Source organism: Mesorhizobium sp. M4A.F.Ca.ET.022.05.2.1 (assembly GCF_003998845.1).
GTDB lineage: Bacteria > Pseudomonadota > Alphaproteobacteria > Rhizobiales > Rhizobiaceae > Mesorhizobium.
Window position 1 is genome coordinate 1 of record NZ_RZOJ01000219.1, and the last position, 10,103, is coordinate 10,103.

The 10,103-nt window shown below is 65.6% G+C and carries 1 protein-coding gene; it reads left to right on the forward strand.

Annotated elements, in window-relative coordinates; all coding sequences use genetic code 11:
- A partial coding sequence (locus tag EN745_RS21730; protein ID WP_145992089.1) for a hypothetical protein occupies positions 1-10,103 on the forward strand: 10,103 nt, incomplete at both ends.

Below are 10,103 nucleotides of genomic sequence, written 5' to 3' on the forward strand. Positions count from 1 at the left end.
TTGCCGGCGAGGGCGCCGGCGTCGGTGAACTCAATTTGCAGTCGTCCAACAACATGGACGCGACGGCGGAAGCCGATGGCACAGCAAAGACGAGCGACAGCGGCACCGCTGTCGGTGTCGCCGTGGCGATCAATATCGCGACGATGCGCAACGAGGCCTCGATCGGGGCGGGCAGCATCATCACCGCCGACGGGGTGAAAGCCGAAGCGAAGATGAAGAACGTCGGTGGTGACGTGACGCATCGTTTCGGCGCCGAGTCGACCTCCGGTGCCAGCGGTGGCGATATCGGCGTGGCCGGCTCGTTCGCGCTGAGCTTCGCCGATACCGACACGCTAGGCGTGATTGGTCTCGACCATGCCGATCAGCCGGCAGGTGGCGCCGCGACGGTCACCTTGACCGGCGGCAATGTCCTGCTCACGGCGATCAACACGACCGAAACCACGACGACGGCGACCTCCTCGGGGGCCGGAAGCGGCTCGGGCAGCGTCGGCGTCGGCGCATCGATCGCGCTCGGCATCGGCTTGAACAGCACTTTTGCTGGCGTCGAGGACGGCGAGACGGTTAGCGGGACGACGGGCAATTTCACGGTCACCGCGACATCCAATGACACGCTGACAACGACGGCCAAGGCCGGCGCGCAAGGCGCTACCGGTATCGGCGGCGCGATCGCTGTCGCCTATGTCGACAACGATACGGATGCGCACATCGGCACCGGCGGCGGCGCAGCGATCACGCTGACGGGCAATTTGGCCGCGCAAGCGTCGCACACCGGGACGGTTCACACGCTTGCCGATGGCGAAGCTGCCGGCAGCAGCGTTGGCGTTGGCGCGTCGATTGCGCTGAACATCGGCGAAGTCACCAACGACGCATTCCTCGGCCGCAATTTCCAGAATGTCGGCACGGTGACGATCACCGCGACCTCGACACTCGACACCAAGGCAGAGTCCAAGGCGAGTTCGAAGGGCCAATCCACGAAGAAGTCCGATGGCACAACGGATAGTGCCAACTCCGATCAGGAGACGACCAACCAGACCGAGATGGCCAAGAACCAGAGCGGCGGCACCAAGACGCCGACGCAGAGCGGCAGCAGCAGCCTTGGCCAGGCCGATGGCAACAGCAATGCGCAGACCGGCAAGGGTACGCAGGGCGGCAATGGCTCCGGTGGCACCAACGTGGCGGCAACGATCGCCGTCAATTTCCTCGATGCAGACAACCAGGCGCAGATCGCCGGCAACGTGACGATCTCCGGCACTGGTGCGATGAAGGTCGAGGCGATCAGCACGACCGACGCGCGGGCATTGGCCACGGCGACCTCTACGAACACCAGTTCCAATACCGGCGTCGCCGCCGCGGTCGGTCTCAACATCGTCCTCCTCGACAACAACGCGATGATCGGCGCAGGCGCCGATCTGACAGCGGGATCGATCGAGGTCCGCGCCGCGACCGCCAACGGCCAGAAGAACACGTTCCAGGCGCGCGCCCTCTCCGGTGCGGTCTCCAAGAACACCGCGATCGGCGGCTCGGTTGGCATCAACTATCTCGATGTCAACACGCTGGCATCGGTCGGCGACAATGTCGATCTCGACGCCAACACCGGCAACATCGAGATCGGCGCCGTCAGTCTCAATGAAATGCAGAACCTGGCCGGCGGTGCGGCCTTGAGCACCGGCAGCGGCGGTGGCGGCGTGGGCATCGCGGTCACCGTCAACATCGTCAACGATCTCAGCACCAAGGCCGAGACCGGCATCAATCTCGACGCCGAAGCGCAGGGCGCGATCAACGTCACCTCGCATGCCGAACTGCTGCCGGTCACGGAAAACCTGCCTGTCATCGGCTCGCTGGCCGTCACCAGCTTCGCCGCCGGCATCGCCGGTGCGTCCGGCGGCTTTGCCGTCGGCGGTTCGTCCAGCGTCAACGTGATCTTCATGGAGACGCACGCCTCGGTGAACGACAACTCCGACCTCGAGGCCGGAACCGGCATCAAGATCGAGGCGACGGACCTGCTGACCGTGGTCAGCGGGGCGGGCGGCATCGGCCTGACGCTGAACGGCAATGCCGGCGTCGGCATCGGCCTCGACGTGCAGGTGATCACGCGCAACACCAGCGCCTGGATGGGCGGCGGCGCGGATCTGGATACGTCGGCCGGCAACATCGTCATCAACGCCGACTCCTTCGACGACATCACTTCGATCGCGGCGACGTTCGGCGGCAGCGCCGGCGGCTCGGCCGGCGTCGCGGCGTCGGTCGGCGTGCTTTATCTTGACACATCGACGCAGGCCTTCGTCGAGGCCGGCAGCGCGCTGAACAAATCGCATCTGGGCGCCGGCGGAGATGTCTCCGTGACGGCCACCGGCGATGCGGACGTGTTCCTGCTGGCGGGCGCGGCGGCGTTCGGCCAAAGCGCCGGCATCGGCGTTTCCGGAACCGTGTTTGTCCATCTCGACGACGTGAAGGCGGAGCTCTATGGCGACGCCGATGTGGTCACCGGCGGCGCCAACGGCCTCTCCGTGTCGGCGATTTCCACCGATGAGGTGCTGATCATCGCCGCCGCCGGCGCGGCTTCCGCGCAGGCGGCGGTCGCCGGTTCGGTCGCCGTAACAGTGCTGACCGAGACAACGACGGCGCGCATCGGCGCAAACAGCAAGGTTTCCGGCCAGACGCTCGCCAACGATCCCGGCGTCTCGGTCTTTGCGAGCGACGAAACCGATATCCTGACGGTCGCTGGCTCGCTCGCGGTTTCCGCGGGCAACGCCGGCGTTGGCGCCGGTGTCAATGTGTCGACGCTGACGAAGAGAACGACTGCATCAATCGAGGCGGGCGCCGACATTGACGTCGACGGCAACGTGACGGTCGAAGCAACCGGCAACGAGGACATCGGCTCGTTCTCGGTGGCTGCGGGCGCGTCGAGCGGCGCGGGCGTCACGCTGACGGCCGACGTCTTCGTGCTGGACCTGAAGACCCGCGCCTTCATCGGGTCGGATCCGCTGGCGCCAATCGGCGGCCTGACGGATGTGCGGGCACGCGGCAGCGTGCTCGTCCAGGCACTCGACGAGACCGAGATGGACCTGATCGTTGGCGGCGTGGCGATTGGCGGCAGCGCCGGTGTCGGCGTCGCGGCCGGCGTTGCGGTTGTCGACAAGGTGACGGATGCCTTCATCGGCGCGGGTGCACGCGTCACCGGCGAGGGCCACGGCACGGTCGCGGCGAGAACCGGCCGCTACGACGTCTCCTACGCGGGCAGCCAGGCGATGTCGAGCTTCGAGCCGCAGGGCGGCAACAAGCCGACCGCGAGCAGCCTGGAGGCTGGTACGCCGTCAGGCCTCACCCAGTTCAAGGACCTCGACCAGGAGGGCGGCGACGACGTCCAGCAGGATCCGGGGCTGACTCAGAACCGGATTGCGAACGCGGCGGTCGACACCGGCTTCCGCGGCGTGGCTGTCTCGGCCTCGGCGAAGGATGATATCGAAACTTTTGCAATTTCCGTCGGCGGCGGTGGTTCGGTCGGCGTGGCAGTTGGTGCCGCCGTCAACATCGTCGATACCAAGACAAAGGCGTTCATCGGAGCCGATGCACAGATCAACCAGGACATGGCCGGCGCCGGAAATGCTGGACAGTCCGTGCTGGTTGCGGCGGCGAGCGACTTCAGCCATGTCGGCGTCGGGGCCGGTGCGGCCTTCGGCGGTTCGGGCGCGGGCGCGCCAGGCGTCGACGTATCGGTCATCAAGGTCGATACTTTCGCGACGATCAACGACGGCGCGGACGTGAAGGCGAACAACGACGTCGCCGTGATCTCCACGTCCAAGGAAAAGGTCATCGTCGTCTCCGCCGGCCTTGCCTTCAGTGGCACGGTCAGCCTGGCGGGCGGCGTCTCGGTGCTGTCGTTCGACACCGAGACCTATGCCCGCGTCGGCGCCAACGCGACGATTGTCGCCGGCGGCGACGTCGCCGTCATGGCCAAGGACGATTCCGAGGTGGTGGTGGTCGCGGGTGCGGTCGCCATCGGCCTGTCGGGCGGCGGCGCCGCCGGATCGGTCGCGGTCGTCACCGTCGACAAGCTTACTGAAGCGACGATCGGCGACAATGCAAGCATCGACGCCTCCGGCAACGGCGCCGGCATCGGCGGCGTGCTTACTGGCACGATCGTCGGCGGCGGCGATCCGAGCGGCTTCGGCACGGCCGAGGCGCATGGCGTCATTGTGCAGGCCGAATCGTCGGAAGAGGTCACCAACGTGACAGTCGCCGGCGCCGGTGGCCTTTATGTCGGCTTGGCTGGCTCCGTCACTGTGACGCTGCTCAATTCGGACACCAAGGCGCTGATCGGGGTCGGCGCCGACATCAACCAGGGCGCGGCAAATTACGTCGCCCATCCGGGCACGGTCGCGGGCGCGCAGGGCGTCTATGTCAACGCTGCGAACGAGGTCCGGGTCACGTCCTTTGCGGGCGCTCTCGGCGCCGGTTTCATCGGCCTGGCCGGTGGCATCGACTTCGGTAGCATCAAGAACGACACGGTTGCCGCGATCAACGCCGACGCCATGGTGCGGGCGCGCGGCGACGTGTCGGTCAACGCGGTTGCAATCAAGGTTCTGCGTGGGTTCGCCTTCAGCGGCGGCATCGGCGTCGGCGGGCTCGGCGCGTCCGTGTCGGTCTGGTCGGTCGGCGAGGAATTCAGCGACTCCTATCAGGACAACCAAGGTGGCAGCGGCAACGCGACGAAGGACGACGGAAGCCCCAAGACCGCCAATGACGAGGCCGGCGGCCAGGCCGACGACGGTGTCGAAGGCGTCACCGGGGAATTGAGCCGCTTCGGCAGCGGCGCCAACAGCAATACGGCCGACTCGCGGGTCAAGGCCGGCGTTGAAGGCGCCCGCGACAAGGTCGGCGCCAACGCGCTGACCTCCAGCGCCCTGACTAACAAGCTAACGGCCGCCGTCACCGACGAGCGCGGCACCACCGCGTCCGTCGAAGGCGGCGCCACGGTCGAGGCCGGTCACGACATCGTCGTGAACGCGCGTGAACAGATGGAAGTCGACATGTTGGTCGGCAGCCTGGGCGCCGGTCTTGTTGGCCTGGGCGCCTCGATTTCCGTCGTCAATGTGTCGGGGCAGGTGCGAGCGAAGGCCGGTGGAAGCCTGAAGGCTGGCAATGCCATCCGAGTCGAAGGCCATTTCGGCCAGGATGTCGATGTCACAACCGTCGCCTTGCAGGCCGGCTTCGTCGGCCTCGGCGCATCGGTCGCGGTGGTCAACGATACCAGCCGCATTCAGGCCGGCTTGCTCGACAACACAGTGGTCAACGACGCGGCCAGCCTTACGGTCTCGGCGACCAGCAACCAGACGTTCGACGTGCTGACGACCGGCATACAGGCCGGCGCGGTGGCCGTCGGCGCGTCCTACAGCGACGTCACCATCGGCGATGACGACGACAACACCAAGGAAGTCCTGGCCACGATCGGCGCGGGCAGTCAGATCGGGCAGACCGACACCGTCGGAGCCATCACCGTCCATGCGGACTCGACGATCAACGCGGATTCCGACACCTTCGCGCTTGCCGCGGGGCTCGGCGCGCTCACCTTCAATTTCGCTTTCGTCGATGTTCAGCCGAACGTAGAGGCATCGATTGGCGGCGGCGCCAACATCAATGCGACGGGCCTCCTCACGGTCGAGGCGTGGACGCTGCACGATGCGACCGGCGACGTGTTCGCGCTTTCGGTCGGCGCGCTGGCGGCCGGCACCAGCCTGGCGACGGTCAATGTCGTCCCGACGGTGGCCGCATCGATCGGCGGCAATTCGACGATTCACGCCGGCGGCATCGTCATGCTGTCGTCACACAATTACGAGGGCGAGACGGCGACCGACCGCGGGGCGAAGGCCTATGCGGAAGCCTCCGGCGGCGGCTTGTTCAGCGGCCAGGGCTCGGTTCCGACCGCGCGGTCCAATGCGGTTGCCAACACCACGATCGGTGCCGGCGGCGCATTCACCATCACCGGTGACATCGACATCAAGTCGCGCATTCGCAACTATGCCGTCGCCAATTCCGAAGCGAATTCGTTCGGCGCCGCGGCGGTCGGTGCTTCCGTGGCTGAAGCGGAGGCCAATGGCCAGAGCAACGCCGCGATGAACGCCAACATCGTCTCGGTCACCGACATTAAGGTCGAAGCCCTCGCTGTCAACGGCGCGCTCGCCGTGGCTGAAGCCGCCGGTGGCGGCGTTCTCGGCGCGCTGACGATCAACAGCGCAGTCGCAACAGCCAGCCCATCGTCGGTCAGCGCCTCGATCGGCAACAACACCTCGATCCAGTCGGCGCGCAATGTCCGGCTCAAGGCACAGGCGCAAACCGAAGGCGACGCCAAGGTTGTCGGTATTTCGATAGGCGGCATTTTCGGCGCTGGCGCTTCGGATGCGACGACCAATGTCAGCCCGACTGTTGCAAGCTCGATCGGCGCGGGCGCGGTGATCAATGCGACCGGAGATATCCTGGTCGAAGCCTCCGCGTCGCCGATCCCCGGCGTTCAACCGACCTACGAGATCCTCGATGTCGATGGCACCGCCAACACGATCACGGTCAACGGGCACGGACTGGTGACCGGCGACACGGTCGAATATGATGCCGGAAGCGGCGGCGCCGTCATTCCCGGCCTCAACTGGCCGGACCCGGCCGATTCGGCTGTGAACCGCCAGTATAGCGTGATCAATGTCGTCAATGCAGGCGTGACAGATCCGAACACGCTCTATTTCGGCTCCGTCTTCAACGCCGCCGACATCGATCCAGACACCGAGATCATCGAGTTCGCGGGTGGCCATAATTTCCTGAGCGGCGATGCCGTCCGCTACTATCCGGGACCGGACGAAACGGTCGACAGCTTTGGCCTGACCGAGGGCAACCTCTATTATGTGCTGGTCATCGACGGGTCGCACATCAAGCTGGTGAGCACCTTCGACAAGGCGGTCAACCCACAGAACTACCTCAAGAATTTCCAGCCGGACGACGTCGCGGGCAACAGCATCACCATATCCGGGCATGGTTTCGTCAACGGGACGGCGGTGACCTATGAGGCGCCGGACGCGCGCACCTTCGTCAGTCCCCAGGTGGACGTCAATTCGAACAGCCTCAATCCCGACGGCTCGCCGATCGCAGATAGCAACGCCGACAACATCCGCTTCTTCGACGATGATGGAAATGCGCTGGCGCACGGTTTCGCCGAGGGCGAGCACGTCGTCTATGACGTCAAGAATGCGAACGGCGGAACGGGTCTGGCGATCGGCGGCCTGGTCGACGGCCAGACCTATCGCGTGCATGTCGTCAATTCCTCGACGATCCAGCTCAAGCGTAACGACGCGATCACCGAAGAGGTGCAGTTCGTTCGCAATGCCGCTGGCGACCGTATCATCCGCACTGACGGCCTCAACTGGGCCGACAACGGCTTCGCAGCCGGCACGCTGTTCATCGGCGGCGGCGGCGCCAATTCCGGCACGTTCACGATCGCCAGCGTATCCGGCAGCACGCTGATCCTTACCGTCGCGAACAGCGTCACCGAAGACACGCTGACGAAGACCTTCGATCAGCCGATCATCGCGCTGAACCCGAACAAGGGCCTCAGCGCCGATCCCGCCCTCAATGTCGGCGCCAGTGATACGCATTCGCTGGTCAACGCCAAGAATCTGCCGATCGGCGGGCTGGAAGACGGCAAGACCTACTATGTGCGGGGCGTCAGCGGCGCCGGCGACAACACGTTCGAGTTGTGGGATGCGCCGAGCGGCGGCAGTCAGATCGTCCTGACGCCAACGGGCCTGGCCGGGCCTTACGGCAATCACAGCCTTACGGCACTCGCGATCGATATCTCCGACGATGTCGACAGCGAGCAGCAGTTGCGCATCGACATCGGCGACGGCGCCACCTCGGCAGCGCCGGGCCAGTTCCTGTTCGGCCCGGGCGAGGTTCCGCTCAGCGAAATTGCTCCGCAATCGGGCGACGGGGTATCCTCCGCCTACGCCAAGGGGTCCGGCGGCGGCTTCGTCGGCGTGCAGATCAACGACGCCGACATCATCAGCAATCCGAACGTCTCGGCGACGATTTCGGCGACGCAGATCACCACCGTGGGCGACGTCACCGTCAGCACATCGGCGACGACCAACACCTCTTCCTACGCGGTCAACGGCACCGGCGGCTTCGTCGCCATCGGCGACGCCGATGCGCGGAGCTACCAGGACATAACAAGCGCGGCGACGATCAGCGACAACACGCGCATCGTCGCGGGCAAGAACTTCACGCTGGCTTCGGCGAGCAACGCCATCACCAGCGCGTCCTCGCAGTCGAGCGCCGGCGGCGCGGTCGGCCTGGCCGATCCGGTCACCGACGTGCGGATCGAGTACAACACCACGTCTACCATCGGCTCCAACGCCATCGTGCTGGCCGGGCAACTGGCCAAGGGCACGGCGAACGCCTCCGTCGATGTGACGGCCAAATCGACTGCCTCCGGCGTCGGCTTCGGCGGCGATGGCGACGCCATCACGCACGTCAATATTGGCACGCCCGATGGCGATCCGGACGCCGACCAGGCCGACGCCATCGTCTCGCTGGCGGCCAACGCCGTGCTCAGCGCGCGGCGCACCTCGCTTGCGGCGCGGGTCGACAAGTTCCATGTCTTCTCCGGCAGCGACGGGCGCGGCGCCGGATTCTATGGCGAAGGCGAGGCGGAAAGCACGATCACGGCACGGCCGGATGCGCAGGTGCGGATCAATGCCGGCGCCGACCTGACCGGTTGGGAAGGTGTCGACCTCATCACCCGCTACAACGACGTCGTCACGCATGCGAAATCCTATGCCCGCTCGACGGGCCTGTTCGGCTTCGTCGATTCCGACGCGCATAACGACACCGACGTCTCCTCCGAGATTTTCGGCGCGGCAGGCGCCTTGGTGACAGCCGGCCCGCGCGACAACAACGATGCCGTGCTCGGACACCCGGATTATCCGCAGGAACCTGGAAGCTCGGCCGAGCACTTGGCCCTGTTTGCCTCGACCGTGAACGGCTCGATCTCGCAGACGGATGACGCCGATCACAGCAAGCGCTCGCTCGCCGCCGGCGGGTCGAGCGGCAGCAGTCCGGATGACAGGCCGCAATCGATCAACTTCAATTCCGACGTGCTGATCCTTTCCGGCCGTTCACCCGAACTGGTCGTCAAGCAACTGGTCATCGGCGCCGACGGCGAGATCGATGTCGCGGTCGAAGTGTCGGTCAACGACACCGCGGGCGGCGGCAGTGCCACCGAAGGCCAAGGCAGCACGATCCAAAGCAACGACATTGTCGTCAACGACATCGTCAATCCGGGTCCGGGCGACGTGGTGTTCGATTCGAACTCGATGACCGGCGCAGGCGGCACCTGGACGTTCCGCGATACGTTGCAGCGCGTGTCGATCCGCAACGAGTCCGACAAGGACATCATCATCAACAATATCGATGTCGTCACCGACGAGCAGCCGCTGGCATGGCTCAATCCGTCGCAGAGCGTGACACTGACCTTCAACGTGGTGCGCGAAGTCGCGCCGACACTGATCGAGATCACCGACACCGGTGGCCATTCCGATATCTACATCAATGGTACGATTGAGAACCCGATCGGTACGACGTCGATAGTCAACACGGACGGATCGGTGCTCGCCACCAACGATCGCGGCGTCACCGGCAGTGATGGCCGCCAGTCGCTGATCCGCACGCACATCCTGAACATTCGCGCCGACGAGAACATCGGCGCGACCGGCGCGCGAGTGAACATCGACATCGTCGACAGCGCCGGCCTGCCGCTCGGCATGGGCTTCGACACCGGCCGTGTCGCTGACTTGACGAACCAGATCTTCCTCGGCGTCGAGAACCGTTTCTATACCGGTCAGTTGGTGCGCTACGATGCAGTGACCACCACCATCGGCGGGCTCACCGACGGCGGCTACTATTACATCATCGCTTCGCCCGATGGGCAGAGCGTCAAGTTGGCGACCACGTTGGCAAACGCCCTGGCCGGCACGGCCATCGATCTGGCACCGGCGGGCGCGCTGACCGATCTGCACAGCCTGATTTCGGCGGAAACCTTCACCGCTGACGCGCTCGGCAAC